Source organism: Streptomyces sp. TG1A-60 (assembly GCF_037201975.1).
Taxonomy (GTDB): Bacteria; Actinomycetota; Actinomycetes; order Streptomycetales; family Streptomycetaceae; genus Streptomyces.
On sequence record NZ_CP147520.1, the window covers coordinates 3,145,914 to 3,167,905 of the forward strand.

Annotated in this window: 13 protein-coding genes and 1 pseudogene; 3 read left to right on the forward strand and 11 right to left on the reverse strand. The window is 72.3% G+C overall.

Translation table 11 applies throughout. The annotated features are described in order from the left end of the window. Nucleotides 1-73: 73 nt before the first annotated feature. From WBG99_RS13055 to WBG99_RS13080, 6 genes are all read right to left on the reverse strand, one after another. A complete protein-coding gene (locus WBG99_RS13055) occupies nucleotides 74-1,792 on the reverse strand; it encodes a serine/threonine-protein kinase (RefSeq protein ID WP_338896494.1) in 1,719 nt (572 codons plus the stop codon). Nucleotides 1,793-1,883: 91 nt separating this feature from the next. Then, complete coding sequence (locus tag WBG99_RS13060) at nucleotides 1,884-3,584, reverse strand: serine/threonine-protein kinase (RefSeq protein ID WP_338896495.1); 1,701 nt, start codon at nucleotides 3,582-3,584, stop codon at nucleotides 1,884-1,886. 487 nt (nucleotides 3,585-4,071) lie between these two features. After that, on the reverse strand, nucleotides 4,072-5,805 hold the full coding sequence (locus WBG99_RS13065) for a serine/threonine-protein kinase (RefSeq protein WP_338900325.1): 1,734 nt from the start codon (nucleotides 5,803-5,805) through the stop codon (nucleotides 4,072-4,074). Nucleotides 5,806-5,982: 177 nt separating this feature from the next. Further along, complete coding sequence (locus tag WBG99_RS13070) at nucleotides 5,983-8,874, reverse strand: protein kinase (protein WP_338896496.1); 2,892 nt, start codon at nucleotides 8,872-8,874, stop codon at nucleotides 5,983-5,985. 380 nt (nucleotides 8,875-9,254) lie between these two features. Then, nucleotides 9,255-11,465, reverse strand: coding sequence for a serine/threonine-protein kinase (locus tag WBG99_RS13075; protein WP_338896497.1), 2,211 nt, complete (start codon nucleotides 11,463-11,465; stop codon nucleotides 9,255-9,257). A gap of 258 nt (nucleotides 11,466-11,723) precedes the next feature. Then, the gene (locus WBG99_RS13080; protein WP_338896498.1) at nucleotides 11,724-13,430 is read right to left on the reverse strand and encodes a glycerol-3-phosphate dehydrogenase/oxidase; all 1,707 of its coding nucleotides are present in this window, start codon (nucleotides 13,428-13,430) and stop codon (nucleotides 11,724-11,726) included. Between the two features lie 272 nt (nucleotides 13,431-13,702). Between WBG99_RS13080 and WBG99_RS13085 the strand changes: the two genes are divergently transcribed. Next, complete coding sequence (locus WBG99_RS13085) at nucleotides 13,703-14,911, forward strand: nucleotide sugar dehydrogenase (protein ID WP_338896499.1); 1,209 nt, start codon at nucleotides 13,703-13,705, stop codon at nucleotides 14,909-14,911. A gap of 566 nt (nucleotides 14,912-15,477) precedes the next feature. Here WBG99_RS13085 and WBG99_RS13090 read toward each other — a convergent pair. The 4 genes from WBG99_RS13090 to WBG99_RS13105 all read right to left on the reverse strand — a co-directional run bounded on the left by WBG99_RS13090 (nucleotide 15,478) and on the right by WBG99_RS13105 (nucleotide 19,832). Beyond that, nucleotides 15,478-16,602: a GuaB3 family IMP dehydrogenase-related protein gene (locus WBG99_RS13090; RefSeq protein ID WP_338896500.1), complete on the reverse strand. Its 1,125-nt coding sequence runs from the start codon at nucleotides 16,600-16,602 to the stop codon at nucleotides 15,478-15,480. Nucleotides 16,603-16,717: 115 nt separating this feature from the next. Further along, nucleotides 16,718-18,220: an IMP dehydrogenase gene (gene guaB / locus WBG99_RS13095; RefSeq protein ID WP_338896501.1), complete on the reverse strand. Its 1,503-nt coding sequence runs from the start codon at nucleotides 18,218-18,220 to the stop codon at nucleotides 16,718-16,720. A 168-nt stretch (nucleotides 18,221-18,388) separates the two neighbouring features. Then, entirely contained in the window at nucleotides 18,389-18,964 is a 576-nt protein-coding gene (locus WBG99_RS13100) for a sigma-70 family RNA polymerase sigma factor (RefSeq protein WP_338896502.1), read from the reverse strand. 256 nt (nucleotides 18,965-19,220) lie between these two features. After that, a complete protein-coding gene (locus WBG99_RS13105) occupies nucleotides 19,221-19,832 on the reverse strand; it encodes a response regulator transcription factor (RefSeq protein WP_003948568.1) in 612 nt (203 codons plus the stop codon). 392 nt (nucleotides 19,833-20,224) lie between these two features. Here WBG99_RS13105 and WBG99_RS13110 point away from each other — a divergent pair, with 392 nt between their 5' ends. Next, entirely contained in the window at nucleotides 20,225-20,554 is a 330-nt protein-coding gene (locus WBG99_RS13110; protein ID WP_338896503.1) for a WhiB family transcriptional regulator, read from the forward strand. 53 nt (nucleotides 20,555-20,607) lie between these two features. Here the strand turns inward: WBG99_RS13110 and WBG99_RS13115 are convergent. Further along, nucleotides 20,608-21,024, reverse strand: a pseudogene (locus WBG99_RS13115) (LysR substrate-binding domain-containing protein); the annotation flags it as partial. A gap of 107 nt (nucleotides 21,025-21,131) precedes the next feature. Here WBG99_RS13115 and WBG99_RS13120 point away from each other — a divergent pair. After that, nucleotides 21,132-21,905: an SDR family oxidoreductase gene (locus WBG99_RS13120; protein ID WP_338896504.1), complete on the forward strand. Its 774-nt coding sequence runs from the start codon at nucleotides 21,132-21,134 to the stop codon at nucleotides 21,903-21,905. Nucleotides 21,906-21,992 lie beyond the last annotated feature (87 nt).

Genomic DNA, 21,992 nt, shown 5'->3' on the forward strand with positions numbered 1-21,992 from the left:
GAGCAGGCCCATTTCAGGTGCCGGCCGGGGTTGGCCGGCCGTGCCGACCCTCGCGGAAGGCAGCCGTCCGGGGCTACATCCGCTCGATCTCCAGGTTCGCGATGACCGTACGGGCGATCTCGCGGCCCTGCTCGGTGAAGTGCCCCTTGCCCGGATAGTCGATCCACACCCGGTACATGTCGCCGTTGCCCGCCTTGTAGTACAGGACCCGGGCCTCACGCTGACGCGGGGCCCGGCTGTCCGTCGTCGTATAGACGATGGTGTTCTCGGCGGCCTCGTGGTCCTGGAACGTCGCCTCGTGCGGCCGGCCCTCGGGGGCGGGGTCGGCGGCGACGTCCAGGGTGTACTCGCCGTCCTTGACCAGCTCCCAGTCGGCGTACGCCCGGTCCAGCGCGACGCCCGGGATCTCGTTCTCCTCGTCGTCCTTCTTGATGTCCCGGTCGACGTTGATCCGGATCAGCCCGCTCGGGTCGCTGTACTGCGCGAACGTGCCGTCCGTGTCGTCCGGCTCGAACGTGTCCCGCACGAAGTCGCCGGGCACGCCCACACGTGCGGCGACCTTCGAGCCGAGGTCCCGCTGCTTCCATCCCTCCGGCAGGGGCCCCGCGAACGGCTCGGTGACCACCAGGTACGCCGTCAGCACCACCACGACGACGGCCGCGCCGAGCCCGGCGAGGGTCCTGGCGCCGACGCGGACGCCCTTGGCGGTCTCGGCCGGGGGCACGGTGGCCTTCTGGACGATCTGGGTGGGCGCGGGGGCCGGCGGGTTCGCGGCCGTCTCCAGCAGCTCGCGGACGCGGGCGGCGGTCGGGCGGCTCGTGGGGTCCTTCCGCAGCAGGCCGTTGATGGCCTCGGCGAGCGGGCCCGTGGCCGAGGCGGGCGCCGCGGGCGTGGCGTTGAGCACGGACTGCAGGGTCGCCGGCGTGTTGCTGCGCCGGAAGGGCGACACGCCCTCCGTGGCGGCGTAGAGGACGACGCCGAGCGACCAGAGGTCCGACGCGGGGCCGGGGCGCTGGCCCAGCACCCGTTCGGGGGCGATGTACTCGGGGGAGCCGACGAAACCGCCGGTGTCCGTCAGGTTCGTCTCGCCCTCGATCTGGGCGATGCCGAAGTCGGTGAGGACGACCCGGTCGTGGCGGCCGAGGAGGACGTTGTCCGGCTTGACGTCGCGGTGCAGGGTTCCGGCCGCGTGCGCGGCCTCCAGCGCCCCGAGCACGTCGAGGCCGATTCTCGCCGCGTCCCGCACCCCGAGGGTGCCCTCCTGGAGCGCGTCGCCCAGCGAGCGCCCGCGCACCAGCTCCATCACGATCCACGGCTGGCCGTCCACGACCGCCACGTCATGCACGTTCACGACCGAAGGGTGATCGAGCCGGGCCGCCGCGCGCGCCTCACGGCGCATGCGCTCGAAGGCGTTGGCCCGTTCCCGCTCGGGAAGGTGGTCCGGTACGCGGGGCTCCTTGACGGCCACCTCGCGGTCCACCGTCTCGTCCTTCGCCCGCCACACCGTGCCCATGCCGCCATGGCCGAGCTTGGCGAGCAGCCGGTACCGGCCCCCGATCAGCCGCCCGGTGCCGGGGTCCTGCGAGGGCTGCGCCGACGGCGGTGTCGGCGACGGCGGTGTCGGCGTGGCTGGCGGAAACGGTTCCGCGACCATCGGCGTCGACTGCGCGTACGGGTTCCCCGGGTACGGCACAGCCGGCTGCGGTGGTTGCAGTCCGAAACTCGTCGGCTCGTCGGGTCCGTAGCCGGGTCGCTGGCCGGATCCGTAAGGGGCGCCCCCGTTGCTGCTCATACGTTCATCTGTATCGTGCCCGGCGCTTCGGCATCCAGCCCCGTCGCTTTCCGGTCACAGACCCGTGACGCGAAACGCCGCTTATGCCCGTTTAGTGATGTGCGAAGGTGTCCACCGCCACGTCGAAGTACTCCTTCGCCTCGCTCATCTTCCCGACCGGCGCTGACACCCACACGTCGTACAGCCGCCCGTCCTGCTCCCAGCACAGGTCGTACGTGTGCCGGGGGCCCTCCGCCGCGCTGAAGCCGTCCCAGGTGAACTCCCAGAACGCGGCGGGCCGCCCCTCGTGCGTGGTCTCGGCGACCCGGCCGTCGCGGTAACCGGGGTTCGTGGAGGGGCCCTTCTCGTGGGCGCGCCGCATCACCCCGGCCGGCCCGCCCTCCTCCGGATCGTCGAGCTTGATGCCGATCCGGATCACCTGCCCCGGCGACATGTAGAAGACCCGCTCGCCCTGCGGCTCCCGCTGGAAGTCCTCCGGCACGGCGAGGCTGAAGCCCCGGTCGTCCCCGGCGAGCCGGTACCCCGAGGGCACGGTCGGCGCGGTGGCCGCCCGTGAGCGCGTGACGGTGGGGGCGGCGTCCGCCGACGTACCGGACGGGCCTGGGGTACCGGAGCCGCCGGACTCACCCGAGGTGCTGGGCGTGCCCGGCTCGCGCGAGTCTCCCGTCGTGGCCGACGTGCCCGGTGTACGCGGTGCCGAACTGCTCGGGGTGTTGCCCCCGTCGCCGCCGTCCCGCATCAGCAGGGCCGTCGCCGAGACGCCTGCCCCGGCCATCGCCGCCACGAGCGCCGCCGCGACCAGCACGCTGCGGGTGGAGTGCGGCTGCCGCTGCTGGGCGGGCTGCTCCCGCAGGGCGGCCGGGCCGTCCGCCGACGCCTCCTGGGCGGCACGCGGCACGTCCCGCCGGGTCGGGGTGTATCCGGTCGACGCCCTCGGGGGCTTCGTCGTGCGCGGCGTGCGGCCGGTCTCCCGGAAGGCGCGCAGCAGCCACTCCGCCTCCGCCGCGTCGAGCCGCCGGTCCGGATCGCGCTCCAGCAGGCCGCGTACGACGGGGAGCAGCGGCGCGGCCTGCGCGGGTGGGCGGATCTCGTCGACGACGACCGCGTGCAGGATCCCGCCCAACGAGTCGCGCCGGAACGGCGACTCCCCGCTCAAAACGGCGCACAGCAGCGCGCCCAGCGACCACAGGTCGGACTCCGGCCCGGTGCGGAGGCCGGACATCCGCTCCGGCGCGGTGTACTCGGGTGAGCCGACGAAGGACCCGCTCTCGGTGAGGGTGGTGGCCCCGGCCACCTGGGCGATACCGAAGTCGGTGAGGACGACCCGGTCGGTACCGGCCTCGATCAGGACGTTCGCGGGCTTGAGGTCGCGGTGCAGCACCCCGGCGTCGTGCGCCCGCCGCAGCGCGCCCAGGAGCGCGAGCCCGATCCGCGCGGCCTCCCGCGCGTCGACGGGCCCCTGCGCCGCGATCCGCTCCGCGAGTGAGCCGCCTTCGATCAACTCCATGACGATGTAAGGGCGTTCGTCCTGCTCGACGACGTCGTGCACGACGATGATGTGCGGGTGGCTGAGCCGGGCGACCGCCCGTGCCTCCCGCAGGGTGCGCTCGCGCCGCTGCCGGGACCGCTCGTCCGGGAGCGAGCCGTCGAGGGTCAGCTCCTTGACCGCCACCCGCCGACCCAGGAGCTGGTCGGTGGCCCGCCACACGACCCCCATACCGCCGCGGCCGATCCTGGCCTCCAGCCGGTAACGCCCCGCTACGACACGGACGTTCTCCCCCTCGGTCCCCATGCGCCCCATCATGCCGCACCGGACCGAAACCCTCCGCTGCCCCGTCCCGCCCCTGGCCGACAACCGACGCACCCCACCACGCCCGCCGCCCGCGCCACGCGGTACACCACACACACTCGCGGCCGCATGGCACGGGTGAGTCGCGCGTGCCGGTGACATGTCACCACGGACGCGCGTCGCGCACTGTCGCGCACCGTGTCGCGGGTGCCGTCGCGCCCAGCGATGAATGCGCCTCCCGGCTGTCGCGGATGCGCCTCGCGCGCGCCATCGCGGATGCCTGCTCACGGCTGTCGTGCGCGTCAACCCGTGCCTGTCACGCGTTCCGGCAGGTGCCTGGCGCGTGTCACCGCCGGTACGGGGCTCGCGCTCCTGCGAACCCGCGTCGCACGCCACCGCCCGTACCTGCCGCACGCCGTCGCGAACGCGCCTCGCACGCGCACGTCTGCGCGGCCCCTCACGGTGCACGCCGTGGGCGCCTCCGTGTGCCTCACTTCTCCACCGGTCGCCAGCTGCGCAGCACCGCGTAGAACCGGTCCTCCGCGGTGTCCCAGTCCGCCGCGGGCGCGGACATGTAGATCGTGTACTCGACGCCGTCCTGGGAGAGATACGTCTGCTCGATCGCCCGGCGCGGCCCGGGGAACTCGGTGTCCTTGCGCGCGGTCCAGGTGAAGTCCCACAGCGCGCCGGGCCGGTCGCGGTAGATGTTCTCCTCCAGACGCACCCGCCGGTACTCGGGCAGCCGTGTCTTCACCTGCTCCTCCAGGTCGGCCTGGTGGTGGTACGGGCTGTCGAAGTCCGGCGCGTCGTCCACGGCGACACGGAGGAAGTGCTCGCGGTTGTCGGGCGTGTAGTCGATCTGCGCGCCCTCCACCTGTCGCTTCCACCCCTTGGGCAGCGCAAGGCTGAAACCCTCCGGGTCCTCGACCCGCTCCCACCCCTCGGGCACACCGTCGACCGCCGACGGGTCCCCCTGGCCCGAGCCATCCGCCCCGGCCCCGGTCGTACCGGCCGTGGAAGCGGAGCTGTTCCCCGCGCGCCGCTCGTCGGCGTAGTGCATCGCGGCGGCACCCCCGGCCCCGACCAGCGCGGCCAACAGCACGACAAGCGCGACCGTACGACCCCGGCCGCGCCGCTTCCAGGGAGGCGCGGCGGGAACGGGCTGATAGACCGTGCCGCCCGGGGCGACCGGCGTACCGGACGCGGTGGAGGCGGCGTAGCCGGTGGACGCGTGCGCCCCGGCGAGCCGGCCGCCGACGTGCCGGCCGGGATCATGCCCGCGCGGCTCTGACTCGGCGCTGCCCCCGCCCTCCGCACCGGGCCGGGAACCGGGGCCCGTCCCCACCCCCCACTGCTGCGTCACTCCCCGCTGCTGCGTCGGCACATACGCCTGCGCCACCCGGGGCCGCCGCCCCTCCGCCGCCTCGGCGAGCATCTGCTCGGCCTCGTCCGCGCCGGGCCGTACGGCGGGGTCCTTGCGCAGCAGCGCGCTGATGACGGGCCCCAGAGCTTCCCCCGCCGCCACGGGCTCGGCGGCCTCCTCGCTCACCACGGCCTGCATGGTGGTGAGCGGTGTGGTGCGCCGGAACGGTGACTTGCCCTCCACCGCCGTGTACAGCGTGGCCCCGAGCGACCACAGGTCGCAGGCGGGCCCGGGATCACGCCCGCGCACCCGCTCGGGGGCTATGTAGTCGACGGACCCGACGATCTCCCCGGTCCGTGTGATGGTCGTGTCACCCTCGACCTGGGCGATGCCGAAGTCGGTCAGCATGACCCGGCCGTCCTCGGCGAGCAGCACGTTACCCGGCTTCACATCACGGTGCAGTACGCCCGCCTGATGGGCTGCCCGCAGCGCGCGCAGCACCCACATCCCGATCCGCGCCGCCTCACGCGCCTCGATCCGCCCCCGGTCCCTCACCGCGTCGGCCAGCGAGACGCCCTCGACCAACTCCATGACGATCCACGGCCGGTTGTCGTGCTCCAGCACGTCGTGCACGGTGACGACGGCCGAGTGGTTGATCCGCGCCGCCGCGCGCGCCTCCGCCCGGGTCCGTGCCAGCAGCACGGCCCGCTCGTTCTCCGAGACATAGAACGCGGCCGTCAACTCCTTGACGGCGACGGACCGGTGCAGCACCTCGTCGTGCGCACGCCAGACCCGGCCCATGCCGCCGCTGCCGATCGTGTCGACGAGCCGGTAGCGCCCCGCGAGGAGCAGACCCTGCATCTGATTCACGTTGCCCCGCAATGTTTTTGACAGGGTCAGGTTAAGGAACGGCCCGCACCCCCGGAAACCGGCTCGGCCGCACAGAGACAGCACGTGGCGGTTATCGCTTCCGCGGGCGGACCACCACCGGGCCGATGCCCTCGATGCGGGCGCCCGACTCCCGGTCCCCGGAACCGCTCAGCCGGTCACCCGGTACGTGTCCGCCGCCTGCTCGTACAGCCGTGTGACCTCGTCCCGCTCCGCCTCCGGACCGCGCAACTGCACCACGTGGTACCGCCCGTCGAGGAGGATCGCGAGATTCCGTACGTAGACTCCGCGCGCCTCGGCGTCCTGCCAGGTGAACTGCCCCTCGGCCATGGTCACCCCGCCCACCTCGATCAACCGCATCCCGGTGGACGTCGCCCAGGACGAGTCGCGGAACGGCTGCAGTTCGCGCTCGTCCTCCCGCTGGTACTTCAACGGATCGCTGCCGTACGTCCGCGCGCTGTCCCGCCCGGGGACGAGGATCAGCTCGAAGTCGCCCTGGGAGTACACGATCTGACCGCGCCCGTTCTTGGCGCTGCGGTCCCACCCCCTGGCGACGGCGACCTCGAACCCCTCGGGGTCCTTCCGCAGACCGAACCCCTGGGCGACCTCGGGGTCCCCGGTCTGGGTCTGTGTCGAACCGGACGACTCCGACGGACCGGCCCCGCTCTCCGACTTCTCGCCGCCGTCGGGCGAGCTGGAGTTCTGGTCGGGCCGGGGCTCGCTGCTCGCCTCCGGCGCGGAACTCTGCTGACCGGCACTCTCCGTACGGCTGCCCGTGTCGTTTCCCTCGCTGCTCGGCGCGGCCTTCGGCATGAACACCATGGCGTACGCGACCGCCACGGCCAGCGCGAGCAGGACCAGCAGAAGCAGGTTCCGGCCCAGTTTGCGGGGCTGCGGGGGCTTCTCCCGCCGGGCCCGCTTGTGGCGGGCGTGCGCGCTGGTCGCGGGCAGCCGGGCCCGACGCCGGCGGACGAGTTCGCCCCGCCGCCGTACGATCGGCAGCCGGCGCGCGTCCACGGGCGGCGCGGGCACGACGTGCGCACCGGCCTCGGGCTCCGGTGCCGACCGCACCAGCGAGCGCAGCCAGCCGCGCAGTTCCTCGAAGTCCAGTCGCTCGGTGGGATCCTGACGCAGCAGCGACTCCACGACCGGCCGCAGCGGCCCGCACTCCTCGGCGAACGCGGGCGGCTCGGCGCACACCATCTGCACCAGCTCGGCGGTGTTCTCCTCCGGGTACGGCGCATGCCCCTGCACGGCCCGGAACAGCAACGCCCCCAGCGCCCACAGATCCGTGGCCGGCCCGATCGGCGCCGCCAACTGCCAGTTCTCGTGCACCGGCCCGGCCTGCTCGGGCGCCCACCGTTCGGTGACCGGCCCGACGACCGCCATCCGCACCTGCCGCGCCCGCTCGGCCGCGAGCGCGGTGGCGGGCCCCCGACGAGGAGCGGCTCCACGGGCGCCGCCGTCCCAGGCGACGGTGTCCGCGACACCGGCGGTGTGCGGCGCGCCGTGGGTGCCGGTGCCGTACACCGGGTCATCGTGGGCGTCGTTGCCGTACGGGGAGCTGCCGTACGCGGAATCGCCGTACCCGGCGTCGAGGCGGGAGCCGTGTGCCGGGGTCGGGGTCGGGGTCGGGGTCGGGGTCGGGTGGTGCGTACCGGTGCCGTGGCTGTCGAAGGTGAAGGTCGCCTCGCCCCGGTCGTCCATGCCGGGGTTTCCACCGAGCGGGCCCCCGCCGTAGGGCGCGTCACCGGACGCCGGGCCCCCCTGGCCGGTGCCGCCGGGCGCGGGTGTCCCGCCACGCGGGAGCGCGCCGTGCCAGGCGTTCGCGGCGCCGCCGTTCGCGCGGACGCCGTAGGGGTCGGCGAACTCGCCGAGCGGCACCGGGGCCGTCCCCGCACCGGAAGCCGGCCTGCCGTCCCGCCCGGTCCCCGACGCCGGCGCGGCGTCCTGCGGTCCCGCCCCGGGGGCCGGCCGCTGCGCGGGCAACCCCGCGCCCGGGCCGCCCCGCCGGTCGTCCTGCACACGGGCCGCGGCCCGCGCCCCGGCCCGGTACGCCGCGATCGCCCCAGCCCGCGCCGCCCGGACGTCACCGTCGGCCTCCAGCGCGCGCTGCCCCCCGGAGGGGTCCGTGACCGGCGCCGCCGCACTGCCCGCCCGCGCCTCTATCGCGGCCCGCCGAGCGGCTTCGGGATCCTCGCCGCCACCACCGGCTCCGCCACCGAGCCCGCTCCGGGAGCCGCCGGCCGCGCCGCCGCCGGTACCTCCGGTCAGGGCACCTCCGGCTGCCAGCGGTCCGCGCGTCCCGGGAACCCCGCCGGGCGGCACCGGGTCCCGCCCCGGACCCTCGCGCCCTGCACCACCGGGCCCGACGGCGGGAACTCCCGGGCCTATGCCGGGCTCACCCGGCCCGCTGTCCGCGGCCTCCCGCACGGGCACGGGGTCGTACCCGCACAGCGCCTCTTCCGCCGCCCCGGCCGCCAGCCCCGTGAGCATCACCCGGCCGTCGTCGCAGACCAGCACCGTGCGGGCGGTGATGTTGCGGTGCACCCAGCCGTGGGCGTGCAGCGCCCGCAGCGCGGTGAGCACGTCCGAGGCGACCTCGGCCGCCCGGTACGGGGTGAGCGGCTGCTCCGCGAGGAGCGCGGAGAGCGGCCGGGCGGACACCAGTTCGCTCACTATCCACAACGAGCCGCCCTCGGCGAACACGTCGAAGACCTGGTCGAGCCGGGGGTGGTCGGGGATCTGCGCGGCGGCCTGCGCGGCCTCGATCGCCCGTCGCACGGCCGGGTCGGTAGGCCGACGCGTGGTGCGCGCCGCGCCCCGGCGCACTCCGCCGACCCGTGCCACGTACCCCTCGGGCAGCCCGTCCGCGTCGAGCATCTCCGCCTCGACGACCTCGGGCAACGGCACCTGCCGGACCAGGACTTCCTGTCCGCTGTAGGTGTCGAAGGCCCGGCTCTCGGCGAGTTCGAACTCGTCGGAAGGCGGTAGCGGCAGGCGATAGCGGTCGGCGAGTACTCGCCCCGCGTATTCGTCCACGATGCCCTCCCCCGGCCGGCTGATTGGTCAATTCCGTTCGCCTTGCGTCCCGTTCCGTTCTGGATGCTTACGGTCCGCAGCCATTCACGATACGTGCCGGAGGCAGGCCGCATTGAGCCGATGCGATATCTCGCCCGTCTCGAATACGCTCGAACGCCCTCGATCTTCCCCGGAACGCGCGTCCCCGAACTCACCCGGCGGGCAGAACCCCCGAAGCCGAACTCATGTCGACCGAGCTCACCCCGGCCCACGCCCCCCTCACGCCCCCGTACGCCACCCCGAGCTGAGGCACGGAACCGTCTGTGCCCGCCGCCTCGAAACCACCGGCGCACAACGCTCCGCCCGCACGCGCTCCCCTGGCGCGGACGCGATGCGCCGCCTCAGGACTTCGGCCGGAAGGTCTTGGTGAAGGTCCGCCAGGTGTCCTTGCGCAGCTCACCGCTCCACTCCGACGCCTTCGCGGTGTACATCAACGCGTATCCCTGCTGGGAGTCGACGACGAATCCACGGTCGATCGACCGGTACTTCGTTCCGCTCTCCGTGTAGGTGAACTCCCAGTCGGCCGTGTTCCAGCTCCGGTAGTCCACCGCCTCTATTCGAATCCGCTTGTACTGCGAGCGCTGCATGTAGCGCTCCTGGTTCTTCCAGTCCGTGACGGGGTCGTCCTTCGGCGTGGTCGTCCACCCCACCAGCAGCCGCTGCCCGTCGGGGCCGGAGAACCTGGCTCCCGCGGCGTCCGTGGACCGGTACTTCCACCCGTCGGGCAACCCGATCGAGAAGCCCTGACCGCTCTTGTACGTCTCGGTCTCGATGTCCGCCGACTTTCCGGAGCCGTCACCGCTCACCGCGTCGCCCGATCCTCCCGAAGGGCTCGGCGAGCTGCCCGCGGACCCGGCCGACCCCTTGGCCTCGTCCGTCGTGTCGCCGTCCGGGCCGGCGGCGGAACTCTTGTCCGCGTCCTCGTTCTCGCCGCCGGCGTCGCTCCCCGACGCCGGCTTGCCGGAAGCCGCCGCCTTGGTGTCGGCACCCGTGCTGTTGGTCGAACTGCTGTCGTCGCCATCGAGGGTGAACGCCAGCACGGTCCCGAGGACGACCACCACCACGGCCACCGCGATCGCCACCAGCGTCCGCCGGGACACCACATCGGTGATCGGGGCCCGGGGCACCGGCCGCGGCGGCAGATCCGGCGGCGGCACCTGGGGCCACCCCGAAGTCCGCCCCACCGATGCGGGGTCGCCGGCCCCAACGCCCACGCCGGTGCCCGTGCCACGCGCCGCAGCCGCCCCGGCCGACGGCTTGCCCGCAGCCGGCGCCGACGGGCCCGCGGCGGCCCTCTCCGCAGTGGCCCCACTGTCGGCGGGCGCGGCACCGGACGAGGCCCCGACGGACGCGGACGTCACCGCAACTCCCTTCGCGGACGCGGCCGGCGCAGCCGCCCCACCGGAGACTCCGCCGGATGTCCCACGGGAAGCGCCACCGGAGGTCCCGCCGGAGACTTCGCCGAAGGCCCCACCGGGGGTTCCGCTCGCCGCACCGGCAGACGCGGCGACGGCCCCCGCCGCCCCGGACGGCCCCTTCCGCATGGACCACCTGGGCGCACGAGCCCGCTCGCCGCCCTCCTTGGCCCCTGTCCTCGCCCCGGCCCCGCCGGAACCGCCCTTCCTCCGGCGTTCCTCGGGCACCGGCGGCAACGGCACGACCCGCGTCGCGTCCAGCGGCTCGGCCTCCTTCCGCTCGGGCGCGTGGATCACCGTGTTGAGCATCGCCCGCGCACCGGCGTCGTCGAGTCGCCGCTCGGGGTCCTTGGTGAGCAGCCCGAAAATGACGTCCTTCAGCGCCCCGGCGCGCTTCGGCTCCGGCACCGGCTCGGTCATCACCGCGGTCAGCGTCGCTATGGCCGACCCCTTGTCGTACGGCGGCACCCCCTCGACCGCCGCGTAGAGCAGACCGCCGAGCGACCACAGGTCGGCCGCGGGGCCGGGCTTGTGGCCGCGCGCCCGCTCGGGCGAGATGTACGAGGGCGCGCCGACGAGCATGCCGGTCGAGGTGACGGAGGGGTCGCCCTCGACCTGGGCGATACCGAAGTCGGTGAGGACGACCCGGCCGTCGCGCTTGTCGATCAGCACGTTCGACGGCTTCACGTCCCGGTGCAGGATGCCCTCGCGGTGCGCGGCCCGCAGCACGTCGAGGATCGCGAGCCCCACCTCGGCGGCCCGCCTCGGTTCGAGCACGCCGTCCTCGCGGATGACCTCGGCGAGCGACTTGCCCTCGACGAGTTCCATCACGATCCACGGCCGGTCGTCCTCGTGCACGACGTCGAAGACCGTCACCGCGGCGTTGTTACGGATCCGCGCGATCGCCTTCGCCTCGCGCAACGTACGCGTGATCAGCCGCCGCTTCTCGTCCTCGTCGATGCTCGACGGGAACCGCAGCTCCTTGACGGCGACCGTACGGCCCAGCGTCTCGTCCTTGGCACGCCACACCGTGCCCATGCCGCCGCGACCGAGCACCCCTCCCAGCCGGTACCGCCCGGCGAGGAGACGTGCGTCCTTGTCATGACGGGATTCCCCAGCCCGCTCCGCCTCCGACATGCGTCCCCTCATGCAACCCGCCCTGACAGAGCCTCCATTGTCACCCACCCGCCAACCGCCCCACGCCCTGGGCCCCCTCAACCAGCCATCCGGCCTCCAGGCCCCTCACCACGCCCGCCCCACACTTCACAACCGACGCCCGACATCTGACGCCGCCCCAGAAGGGGGCGCGGCACCCGGGCACGGAAAGGGCAGGGGTGGCGGGGGCGAGAACAACGCCCCACCCACCGCCCCCGGCAGCCGCCCACGTCCCCTCGACTACAGCGGCACTATGTCCGGTGCCCCCAGCCTCGCCGCGTCCGCCGTCAGATCATCCGGCTGCCGCTGCGACTCCCGCTCCGCCTCCACCCTCTTGCGATAGTGCTCGACCTCCCGCTCTATCTGGTCCTTGTCCCAGCCGAGCACCGGAGCCATCAGCTCCGCGGCCTCCCGCGCACTGCGCGTCCCCCGGTCGAACGTCTCGATCGAGATCCGCGTCCGCCGGGTGAGCACGTCGTCGAGGTGCCGCGCCCCCTCGTGCGAGGCGGCGTACACCACCTCGGCCCGCAGATAGTCGTCGGCGGCCTGCAACGGCTCCCCCAGGGTGGGGTCGCCGGCGATGAGGTCGAGCAGCTCCTCGGCGGCGGACCCGTACCGGTTCAGCAGGTGCTCCACCCGCACCACATGGAGCCCGGTACTCGCCGCGATCCGCGCCCGCCCGTTCCACAGCGCCCGGTAGCCCTCCGCCCCGAGCAGCGGCACGTCCTCGGTGACACACTCGGCGACCCGCTGGTCCAGCCCGTGCACGGCGGCGTCCACCGCGTCCTTGGCCATGACCCGGTATGTCGTGTACTTGCCGCCGGCCACGACCACGAGCCCCGGCACCGGATGGGCGACGATGTGCTCGCGCGAGAGCTGGCTGGTGGCGTCCGACTCCCCGGCGAGCAACGGCCGGAGCCCCGCGTACACACCCTGCACGTCGTCCCGCGTCAGCGGCACCGCCAGCACGGAGTTCACATGCTCCAGCAGATAGTCGATGTCCGCGCTGGACGCCGCCGGATGCGCCTTGTCGAGGTCCCAGCCGGTGTCCGTCGTCCCCACGATCCAGTGCCGCCCCCAGGGGATCACGAACAGCACGGACTTCTCGGTCCGCAGGATCAGCCCGGTCGTGGAGTGGATCCGGTCCTTGGGTACGACCAGATGGATGCCCTTGGACGCCTGTACGTGGAACTGCCCGCGTTCGCCGACCATCGCCTGGGTGTCGTCGGTCCACACCCCGGTGGCGTTCACCACCTGCCGGGCGCGGACCTCGTACTCCCCGCCCGCTTCGACGTCCCGCACCCTGGCCCCGACGACCCGCTCACCCTCACGCAGGAACCCGGCCACACGCGCGCGGTTGGCGACCTTCGCCCCGTACGACGCGGCCGTGCGCACCATGGTCGCCACATAGCGTGCGTCGTCCATCTGGGCGTCGTAGTACTGCAACGCCCCGACCAGCGCGTCCTTCTTCAGGCAGGGCGCGACGCGCAGCGCGTGACGGCGGGTCAGATGACGGTGCAGGGGCAGCCCCCGGCCATGCCCCCGGGCCATGGACATCCCGTCGTACATCGCGACGCCCGAGCCCGCGTAGAAACGCTCCCAGCCCTTGTGCTGCAAGGGGTAGAGGAACGGCACGGGCTTCACCAGATGGGGCGCGAGGCGCTCCAGCAGCAGCCCGCGTTCCTTCAACGCCTCCCGCACGAGGGCGAAGTCGAGCATCTCCAGATAGCGCAGGCCTCCGTGGATCAGTTTGCTGGACCTGCTGGAGGTGCCCGACGCCCAGTCACGTGCCTCGACCAGGCCGGTGGACAGACCGCGCGTCACGGCGTCCATGGCCGTGCCCGCACCGACCACGCCACCACCCACGACCAGCACATCCAGCTCGCGCTCGGCCATACCCGCCAGTGACTCGGCGCGCTGCGCCGGTCCCAGTGCCGCTGTCCTCACCGCTGCCTCCCGCTGTTTGTCGCGCTGGCCTCACCTGCCCGGCAAGACCCGGCTCACATCCCCCATGCCCAGAATTCTGACCGTGTTGCCCGAGATCGGCCACCACCCGCCCCCAGCCTGTGGACAACCCTCCGTGACGCGTGAAGAAATGCGGCACCCCAATCCCGCATATCGGTCATATTTACGCCTAGTCTGACATTGCGCTCGCTCATACAGTCCACAGGGCTTGCGCGCCTGTCCCGTTTCGGTTACTGGGAAGGACGGCCCACGCCATGCCCGCAGATCTCGCCGTGATCGGACTCGGCCAGTTGGGCCTGCCGCTGGCCCAGGCCGCCGTCGCCGCCGGCATCCCCACGCTCGGTTACCGCACCGGCCCCGAGGGCGGCTCCCTCACCCCCGCCGAACTGCGCCGCATGCTCGCCCGTGGCTTCAAGCCCACCACCAGCCCCGCCGAACTCGGCCGCGTCCGCACGGCCGTCGTCTGCGCCCCCGTCCCCGGGGGCGCAGACGGCGCACCCGACCTCACCCAGGTGGCGGACGCCGCCCGCACCCTGGCCGCCCGCCTCCGCCCGCACACCACGGTCATCCTGGAGTCCCCGGTCCACCCGGGCACCACCGAGGAATTCCTCCGTCCGCTCCTGGAAGAGGGCTCGGGCCTGCGCGCGGGCCGCGACTTCCACCTCGCCTACTCCCCCGCCCGCGTCGATCCGGGCAACCGCGACTTCGGCCCCGCCAACACCCCCAAGGTGATCGGCGGCCTCACCCCGGCCTGCACCGAGTCGGCCGCCGCCTTCTACGGCCGCCTCACCGACAAGGTGGTACGCGCGCGCGGCCCCCGCGAGGCGGAGACGGTGCAACTCCTGGAGACCAACTACCGCCACGTCAACATCGCCCTCGTCAACGAGATGGCCGCCCTCTGCCACGACCTGGGCGTCGACCTGTGGGACGTCATCCGCTGCGCCGAGACGAAGCCCTTCGGCTTCCAGGCCTTCCGCCCCGGCCCCGGCGTGGGCGGCCACGCTCTCTCCCAGGACCTGTCAGGCCACGCCCCCCGCTCTCTCCGCATGGTCGAACAGGCCCAGCGCGTCAACAACCGCATGCCCCAGTACGTCGTCCAGCGGGCCGCCACCCTCCTCAACGAGCACGGCAAGTCCGCCCGGGGCGCCCGCGTCCTCCTCCTCGGGATCACCTACAAGCCCGACGTCCCCGACCAACAGGGCACGCCCGCCGACGAGATCGCCCGCCGCCTCCTCGAACTCGGCGCCCACGTCAGCTACCACGACCCCCACATCCCCGCCTGGAGCATCCTCGACCGCCCCATCCCCCGAGCCGACTCCCTCTACGAGGCCACCGCCGACGCCGACCTGACGATCCTCCTCCAGCACCACCGCACCTACGACCTCCAGGGCCTGTCGGTGAAGGCCCAGCTGCTGCTGGACACCCGGGGGGTCACACCCACCGGGGCGGCACACAGGTTGTGAGGGGGGCGCACGAGACAGCCCTGGCCTCCGGGGACGGTGGCAGAGGTCGCCCCACGCCGGTACCGTACAGAAACGAGTGGAGCCCGCCGCAGTCGGTCGCTGCGACAGGCTCCTGAATGGATCACGGAGTGTCCACCCCTAATTTCCCTAGGAGTGGCCGCTCACCATCCGAAGATCCGCAAGATCCACCTCCTCCGGCACTGAACCATCCGAAGACGGAGTCGGTCCCAGTGGGTGGGCTTGCGGTGACGTCCCATGGGCGCCCGCGTCCACGACACCGCCCATTGACCCGGTAGGCGGTCCGTCGGAAATCGGGCCGGGCCCCGAGGGCGGGGGGCGGGGGGCGGGCCATGTCCCTGGAAGGGGGCGCTCCAGGAAACTGGGGCGCCAGCACGGACGCTATCGCCTCACTACGCCCGTTCGGCCCGCATTCGTCCCGAACGCAACCACGTGCCCCCACCCACGGCTCACGCCCCCACCAGCCCACTCGGGCACACAAAAGGGGCCCGGTCACCCACGCGGGCAACCGAACCCCTCCCTCCGCTCAAGCCGAGCGCGGCGTCACCTCACCGCTTGTGCTGCGAGTCCGCCACCGTCACCTCGACGCGCTGGAACTCCTTCAGCTCGCTGTACCCGGTGGTGGCCATCGCGCGGCGCAGCGCACCGAAGAGGTTCATGGAACCGTCGGGCGTGTGCGACGGCCCGGTGAGGACCTCCTCGATCGTGCCGACGGTGCCGAGGTCGACCTTCTTGCCGCGCGGCAGTTCCTCGTTCACCGCCTCCATGCCCCAGTGGTTGCCCTTGCCGGGCGCGTCCGTGGCGCGGGCCAGCGGGGAGCCCATCATCACCGCGTCGGCGCCGCAGGCGATGGCCTTGGGGATGTCGCCGGACCAGCCGACACCGCCGTCGGCGATGACGTGCACGTACCGGCCGCCGGACTCGTCCATGTAGTCCCGGCGGGCGGCGGCGACGTCCGCGACGGCGGTGGCCATCGGGACCTGGATGCCCAGCACGTTGCGCGTGGTGTGGGCCGCACCGCCACCGAAGCCGACGAGGACACCGGCCGCGCCGGTGCGCATCAGGTGCAGGGCGGCCGTGTACGTGGCGCAGCCGCCGACGATCACCGGGACGTCCAGCTCGTAGATGAACTGCTTCAGGTTCAGCGGCTCGTGCGAGCCGGAGACATGCTCCGCCGACACGGTCGTACCGCGGATGACGAAGATGTCGACGCCCGCGTCCACGACGGCCTTGGAGAACTGGGCCGTGCGCTGCGGGGAGAGCGCGGCGGCGGTGACCACGCCGGAGTCGCGCACCTCCTTGATGCGCTGCCCGATCAGCTCCTCCTTGATGGGAGCCGCGTAGATCTCCTGGAGCCGGCGGGTCGCGGCCTCGTCGGGCATCCCGGTGATCTCGTCGAGCAGCGGTTGCGGGTCCTCGTGCCGAGTCCACAGGCCTTCGAGGTTCAGGACGCCGAGGCCGCCGAGCTCGCCGATGCGGATCGCGGTGTCCGGGGAGACGACCGAGTCCATGGGGGCGGCCAGGAAGGGCAGCTCGAAGCGGTAGGCGTCGATCTGCCAGGCGATCGAGACCTCCTTCGGGTCGCGCGTACGACGGCTGGGGACGACGGCGATGTCGTCGAAGGCGTACGCCCGGCGGCCGCGCTTGCCGCGCCCGATCTCGATCTCAGTCACGTGTGTGGCCTTTCCCTGATGCGTTCAGCGTCTTCCAGTATCGCCGACGGGTACGACAAGGGCGGCCCCGGATGCTCCGGGGCCGCCCTGACCGCACCGTGGCAAGGCCCGCTGACTACATGCGGCTGTAGTTCGGTGCCTCGACCGTCATCTGGATGTCGTGCGGGTGGCTCTCCTTGAGGCCCGCGGAGGTGATCCGGACGAAGCGGCCCTTGGAGTCCATCTCCTCGATGGTGGCGGCGCCCACATAGCCCATGGTCTGCCGCAGACCGCCGACGAGCTGGTGCAGCACATTGGCCAGCGGGCCGCGGTAGGGCACCTGGCCCTCGATCCCCTCGGGTACGAGCTTGTCGTCGGAGGCGACCTCGGCCTGGAAGTAGCGGTCCTTCGAGTACGACCTGCCCTGCCCGCGGGACTGCATGGCACCCAGCGAGCCCATGCCGCGGTACGACTTGAACTGCTTGCCGTTGATGAACTGCAGCTCGCCGGGGGACTCCTCGCAGCCCGCGAGGAGGCTGCCCAGCATCACGGTGTCGGCGCCGGCGGCGAGCGCCTTGCCGATGTCGCCGGAGTACTGCAGACCGCCGTCGCCGATCAGCGGGACGCCGGCCGGGCGGGCCGCGAGGGACGCCTCGTAGATGGCGGTGACCTGCGGGACGCCGATACCGGCGACGACCCGGGTGGTGCAGATCGAGCCGGGGCCGACGCCCACCTTGATGCCGTCGACACCGGCGTCGACCAGCGCCTGGGCGCCGTCGCGCGTGGCGACGTTGCCGCCGATCACGTCGACGCCGACGCTCGACTTGATCTTCGACATCCAACTGAGGGCGTTGCTGTTGTGGCCGTGCGAGGTGTCGACGACCAGGAAGTCCACACCGGCCTCGGCGAGCGCCTGGGCCCGCTCCAGGGCCTCGGGGCTGGCGCCCACGGCGGCGCCGACGATCAGGCGGCCCTCCGCGTCCTTGGCGGCGTTGGGGTACTGCTCGGCCTTGACGAAGTCCTTGACCGTGATGAGGCCCTTGAGGACGCCCGCGGCGTCGACCAGGGGAAGCTTCTCGATCTTGTGGCGGCGCAGCAGCTCCATGGCCTCGACGCCGGAGATGCCGACGTGCCCGGTGACCAGAGGCATCGGGGTCATGACCTCACGCACCTGACGAGAGCGGTCGCTCTCGAAGGCCATGTCCCGGTTGGTGACGATGCCGAGCAACTTCTTGTCGCCGTCGGTGACCGGGACACCGCTGATGCGGAACTTCGCGCACAGCGCGTCGGCCTCCGCGAGCGTGGCGTCCGGGTTCACCGTGATCGGGTCGGTGACCATTCCGGACTCGGAGCGCTTGACCAGGTCGACCTGGTTGACCTGGTCCTCGACGGACAGGTTGCGGTGAAGTACGCCGACGCCGCCCTGACGGGCCATGGCGATGGCCATACGGGCCTCGGTGACCTTGTCCATCGCGGCCGAGAGCAGGGGGATGTTCACCCGGACGTTGCGGGAGATGCGGGACGAGGTGTCGACCGCGTTGGGGAGCACCTCGGATGCACCCGGCAGCAGCAGCACGTCGTCGTAGGTCAGCCCGAGCGTCGCGAATTTGTCGGGCACTCCGTCGACGTTGACAGTCATGACACCTTCCCCAAATGACCTTGATCGGTGCGGATGTCCATGCTAACGGGAAGCGCGCGTCACACATTCCACGGTACGAAGTCGCCGCAGGCTTCGTACGTTCGTACGGAAAACGCGGCCCACCTGTTCATTTCGGGACGCCTCCGTCCTCGCCGAACGCCCGTACCACTACTGTTCCGCCAGCGCCCGGAGCCTGCTCAGCGCCCGGTGCTGGGCGACCCGGACCGCGCCCGGCGACATCCCCAGCATCTGTCCGGTCTCCTCGGCCGTGAGGCCCACCGCGATCCTCAGCAGCAGCAACTCCCGCTGGTTCTCAGGGAGGTTGGCCAGGAGTTTCTTCGCCCACTCGGCGTCGCTGCTGAGCAGGGCGCGCTCCTCGGGGCCGAGCGAGTCGTCGGGGCGCTCCGGCATCTCGTCCGAGGGGACGGCCGTCGAGCCGGGGTGGCGCATCGCGGCGCGCTGGAGGTCGGCGACCTTGTGACCGGCGATGGCGAAGACGAACGCCTCGAACGGCCGTCCGGTGTCCTTGTAGCGCGGCAGCGCGAGGAGGACGGCGACGCAGACCTCCTGCGCCAGGTCCTCCACGAAGTGCCGCGCGTCACCCGGCAGCCGGGACAGACGGGTGCGGCAGTAGCGCAGCGCCAAGGGGTGGACACGGGCGAGCAGATCATGCGTGGCCTGCTCGTCCCCGTCGACCGCGCGATGCACGAGCGCACCGATCACTGTCGTCTCGTCGTCGCGCATCGGTCCATGGTGCCTTGCGGCCGTCCGGTCCGTGGCGCCACGTCCGTGGTTGTGCACCGAAGCGTTATGAGCAGGTGCGCCGGAACTCATCTCCCGCGCCCTCCCCTCCCGCTCGTTCGACTGCTCCCCGAGGAACTCCACACCTCAAGGATGCGGCATCCGCGGCGAAACGAGCAGCGGGCGCCGTGCGGACCTTCTCGCCACCCCCGCCCGCCGTGCGGCAGGCGGGGATTCTTCTACCCCCGTGACGGTCCACTCAGCGAACCAGACCCCAGCGGAAGCCGAGCGCCACCGCGTGCGCGCGGTCCGAGGCGCCGAGCTTCTTGAACAGGCGCCGGGCGTGGGTCTTGACGGTGTCCTCGGAGAGGAACAGCTCGCGGCCGATCTCGGCGTTCGAGCGGCCGTGGCTCATGCCCTCCAGGACCTGGATCTCACGCGCGGTGAGCGTCGGCGCGGCACCCATCTCTGCGGAGCGCAGCCGGCGCGGGGCGAGCCGCCAGGTCGGGTCGGCGAGGGCCTGCGTCACCGTGGCGCGCAGCTCCGCGCGGGAGGCGTCCTTGTGCAGATAGCCCCGCGCGCCGGCGGCGACCGCGAGGGCCACGCCGTCCAGGTCCTCGGCGACGGTGAGCATGATGATGCGCGCACCGGGGTCGGCGGAGAGCAGCCGCCGTACGGTCTCGACGCCGCCCAGACCGGGCATGCGTACGTCCATCAGAATCAGATCCGAGCGGTCGGCCCCCCAGCGGCGGAGGACTTCCTCGCCGTTGGCCGCCGTGGTCACGCGCTCGACGCCGGGCACGGTCGCCACCGCGCGGCGCAGCGCCTCTCGGGCAAGCGGGGAGTCGTCGCAGACGAGGACGGATGTCATGGCCGCCCTCCGCAGCTGATGCGCGTCACCTTGAGCCTCCAGGCTGGGTACGAAATCGTCACCTGTGCGGTCGACGCCCACGAGCGGACACGAACGTCTGCCCGAGCGCTTGTTCTTCAACCGCCTCCGCCCGTCTCAACGACGGTCACTCGAAAGAGTTACGGGATGGCCGACCATCTTCGGCACTCTACGTGAGGGCACGGACACGGTGCAGACATGCGCGACGGACCCTCAACGTTTCATCACAACCCATGCCCCATTCAGACGTTTTTGTTCCCATTTATTGGTGTCTGAGGCTAGATTCGCAATGAGTCATATTTTCATCTCCTTAGATAGTCGATGTACGGTCATGGGCAACATCTCCTCTCAGAACGGCGACAAGGGGACACGTAATGGCAGATTTCTCCCGCCTTCCCGGACCGAACGCTGATCTGTGGGACTGGCAGCTCCTCGCGGCCTGCCGTGGGGTCGACAGCTCCCTCTTCTTCCACCCCGAGGGAGAACGCGGTGCGGCACGGAGCGCTCGTGAGAACTCGGCCAAAGAGGTCTGCATGAGATGCCCGGTCCGCGCCCAGTGCGCGGCCCACGCCTTGGCGGTGCGCGAGCCGTACGGCGTGTGGGGCGGGCTCACCGAGGACGAGCGCGAGGAGCTCATGGGCAGGGCGCGCCACCGGCTGGTGACGGCCTCCGCGCCCGGGGGCGACGCCGGTCCGAACAGCTGAAGGAACGTTTTTTCAGCGCCTCCGCACGGCCCTCGGGCCCAGAACGTCCGGGCCTACCGCGCGGCGGCCCCGGCCAGCCGGTCGAGCGTCGCCGCGACCGCGGGCACCGGGGCCAGGTCCGGCAGGGTGTGCGCCACGATCTCCCGGTGCACCGGCGGTTCGACCGCCACCATCCGCACTCCGTTGGGGCGTACGGACTCCACGGCCAGCTCCGGCAGGACGGCGACCCCGAGGCCCGCTCCCACCAGGCCGACCACCGCCGGGTAGTCGTCGGTCGCGAAGTCGATCCGGGGCGTGAAGCCCGCGCTCTCGCAGACCCGCACCGACTGCCCCCGGCAGCGCGGGCAGCCGGCGATCCAGGGCTCCCCTGCGAGTTCCCCGATGCCGATGGACCGCGCACCGGCCAGCCGGTGTCCCTGGGGCCCGAGCCCGACGAGCCGGTCGGTGAGCAGGGGGCGTACGACCAGGTCGACGGAAGGATTCGAGCGTCTTGCCGGGTGCAGGGATGCGGGCAGGCGCTCGTGAACGTGGCGTGGAGCCGACGGGCCCGCACAGGCCGGGTCACTACCCTTACGCCATGACAACGGCTTTGATTACGGGATCGACCGCGGGCATCGGCGCCGCCTTCGCACGGCGGCTGGCAGCGGACGGGCACAACCTGGTGCTGGTGGCGCGGGACACCAGGCGACTGCGGGAGCAGGCCACGGAGTTGCACGACCGGCACTCCATCGAGGCGGAGGTGCTGACGGCGGACCTGGCGACGGACGACGGCATCGAAGCGGTGGTGAAGCGGCTGGCCGACCGCAGGAACGCGGTCGACCTGCTGATCAACAACGCCGGCTTCGGCAACAAGGGCGCCTATCTCGACGTACCCATGGCCGACGAGCTGATGATGCTCAAGGTCCACTGCGAGGCGGTGCTCCGGCTGACCTCGGCGGCCACGGAGGCCATGCGCGAGCGCGGCCGGGGCGGGGTCGTCAACGTGGCGTCGGTCGCCGCCTTCCTGCCGCGCGGCACGTACGGGGCATCCAAGGCCTGGGTCGTCCAGTTCACGCAGGGGGCGGCGAAGGACCTCGCGGGCACCGGCGTCCGTCTGATGGCCCTCTGCCCCGGCTTCGTCCGCACCGAGTTCCACGAGCGGGCCGGCATGGGCACCGACAACATCCCGTCCTGGATGTGGCTCGACGCCGACAAGCTGGTCACCGCCGCCCTCGCCGACCTGGCCCGTGGCAAGTCGGTGTCCATCCCGGACCCCCGGTACAAGGCGCTGATGGGTGTGGCGAAGGTGGTGCCGCGGGGGCTGCTGGGCGGGGTCTCGTCGCGGACGGGGCGGAAGTACGGGCCCCAGTAGGCGCCTGGCGTCAGGACAGACATCAGGAGAGGTGACGCCGCATCCCCGGTGGGAAGATGGGCGTGACAACCGGAACCCAGGGGGGCT

Bases quoted from the DNA above. Each gene is read 5' to 3' on its own strand.
- WBG99_RS13055 (WP_338896494.1), bottom strand. From the start codon at position 1,792: ATGAGCAGCAACGGGGGCGCCCCTTACGGATCCGGCCAGCGACCCGGC.
- WBG99_RS13060 (WP_338896495.1), bottom strand. From the start codon at position 3,584: ATGGGGACCGAGGGGGAGAACGTCCGTGTCGTAGCGGGGCGTTACCGG.
- WBG99_RS13065 (WP_338900325.1), bottom strand. From the start codon at position 5,805: ATGCAGGGTCTGCTCCTCGCGGGGCGCTACCGGCTCGTCGACACGATC.
- WBG99_RS13075 (WP_338896497.1), bottom strand. From the start codon at position 11,465: ATGTCGGAGGCGGAGCGGGCTGGGGAATCCCGTCATGACAAGGACGCA.
- WBG99_RS13085 (WP_338896499.1), top strand. From the start codon at position 13,703: ATGCCCGCAGATCTCGCCGTGATCGGACTCGGCCAGTTGGGCCTGCCG.
- guaB (WP_338896501.1), bottom strand. From the start codon at position 18,220: ATGACTGTCAACGTCGACGGAGTGCCCGACAAATTCGCGACGCTCGGG.
- WBG99_RS13100 (WP_338896502.1), bottom strand. From the start codon at position 18,964: ATGCGCGACGACGAGACGACAGTGATCGGTGCGCTCGTGCATCGCGCG.
- WBG99_RS13105 (WP_003948568.1), bottom strand. From the start codon at position 19,832: ATGACATCCGTCCTCGTCTGCGACGACTCCCCGCTTGCCCGAGAGGCG.
- WBG99_RS13110 (WP_338896503.1), top strand. From the start codon at position 20,225: ATGGCAGATTTCTCCCGCCTTCCCGGACCGAACGCTGATCTGTGGGAC.
- WBG99_RS13120 (WP_338896504.1), top strand. From the start codon at position 21,132: ATGACAACGGCTTTGATTACGGGATCGACCGCGGGCATCGGCGCCGCC.